Genomic DNA, 320 nt, shown 5'->3' on the forward strand with positions numbered 1-320 from the left:
TCTAGTGAACGGTAAGGCAAAGGTGTCGTGGTCGCGGGCGGGTCGGTGGTGGGGTGAAGGCTCCCATCGCCGTGTCTAATGCGGTGGAGGGAGCCTTCACCCCGGTCACTCAGCCGCGTCGACCACCTCGCAGGCGGCGTCCCGTGTCGCGAAAGCCACTTTCGCGACGCCTGATGTCCCGAAAGTGGCTTTCGCGACATGCCACGGCTGCCGCCTAACGGCGAGAAGGGGCGAGAGCGGTGTACGCCACACTCGCACAGATCGGCGTTCCGCCGGATGTGCGGAAGTTCCTCCAGTTCACGCGCTTGGTGACGGCGCGC

This window comes from Amycolatopsis oliviviridis, from assembly GCF_014654365.1.
Classification (GTDB): Bacteria; Actinomycetota; Actinomycetes; order Mycobacteriales; family Pseudonocardiaceae; genus Amycolatopsis; species Amycolatopsis oliviviridis.